At 36.7% G+C, this 1,519-nt stretch carries 1 pseudogene; it reads left to right on the top strand.

The features are described 5' to 3' along the window. A pseudogene (locus tag WFK35_RS22695) lies at positions 1-1,307 on the top strand (excinuclease ABC subunit UvrA); the annotation flags it as partial. Positions 1,308-1,519 lie beyond the last annotated feature (212 nt).

Below are 1,519 nucleotides of genomic sequence, written 5' to 3'. Positions count from 1 at the left end.
GTTCTATTTATATTCTGGATGAACCTTCCATCGGACTGCATTCAAGAGATACGGAAAACCTGATTGAAGTTTTGCAGAATCTCCGTGATCTTGGCAACACCGTAATTGTTGTGGAACATGATGAAGATGTGATAAAAGCGGCAGACTATATTATTGATATTGGTCCTGAAGCCGGTTATCTTGGCGGAGAATTGGTTTTTGCCGGGGATTACAAAGAATTGAAAGATGCAGATACATTAACTTCAAAATATCTTACCGGAAGACTGGAAATTGAAGTTCCAAAAAAGCGGAGAAAAGGTAAAGAATGGATCCATATAAAAGGAGCAAGGCAAAATAATTTAAAAAATATTGATGTAGATGTTCCTTTGGAAAATCTTGTTGTAATTTCGGGAGTTTCAGGAAGCGGAAAATCGACTTTAATGAAGGAAATTCTTACCAATGACATCCAGATTCAGCTTGGAATGGGCGGTAAAAAAGGAGATTATGATGCTGTGGATTTTCCGAAAAAACTGATACAGCATATTGAACTGATCGACCAGAATCCTATCGGAAAGTCTTCAAGATCCAATCCTGTAACGTATCTTAAAGCCTACGACGACATCCGAGATCTTTTTGCCAAGCAGAAAGTTGCCAAAATGATGGGGTATAAACCTAAACATTTTTCCTTTAACGTAGATGGCGGAAGATGCGATGAATGTAAAGGAGAAGGCGTTATCAACGTTTCCATGCAGTTTATGGCAGATATTGAACTGGAGTGTGAAGTTTGCAAAGGAACCCGTTTCAAAAGTGAAATTCTGGAAGTAAAGTACGACGAGAAAAATATTTCAGACATTCTTCACATGACTGTGGATGAAGCACTGGAATTTTTCAAAGATAATAAAGAAGAAAAGATCGCAACCAAATTAAAACCATTACAGGACGTAGGTTTAGGGTACCTGCAGCTTGGGCAAAGCTCTTCTACACTTTCCGGTGGTGAAGCACAGCGTGTAAAACTGGCTTCGTTCCTTGTAAAAGGTGTTACTACAGATAAGACCTTATTTATTTTTGACGAACCTTCAACGGGACTTCATTTCCATGATATTCAGAAATTACTGAAGTCTTTACAGGCTTTGATTGATCTGGGGCATTCTGTGATTGTAATTGAACATCAACCTGACATCATTAAATCCGCAGATTACATTATTGATATCGGTCCGGAAGCAGGAAAACATGGCGGTGAAGTCGTTTTTACCGGAACACCGGAAGAACTGGCAAAAAATAAAAAATCTCATACAGCAAAGTATATTAAAGAAAAGCTGGAGAATTAAAATAAAACAGAGAGCTTTTTACTCTCTGTTTTTTATTTGAAAACATTTAAGCTGTCACACTCAATTAAGAAAGTTATCAGATCATAAACTGTGTTAAACCTTATACTTCTTAATTAAAATCTTATTGATCAGATTTATATATTATACAAAAACGGACTCTGCTTACAAAAAGTCTGATCATCCATCTGAGAAATTAAAAATTTTGCCAGATC

Source organism: Chryseobacterium sp. VD8 (assembly GCF_037149975.1).
In the GTDB taxonomy this organism is placed as follows: Bacteria; Bacteroidota; Bacteroidia; order Flavobacteriales; family Weeksellaceae; genus Chryseobacterium; species Chryseobacterium indicum.
Note: the sequence above shows the minus strand (reverse complement) of the source record. Positions and strands in the feature narration are given on the sequence as shown.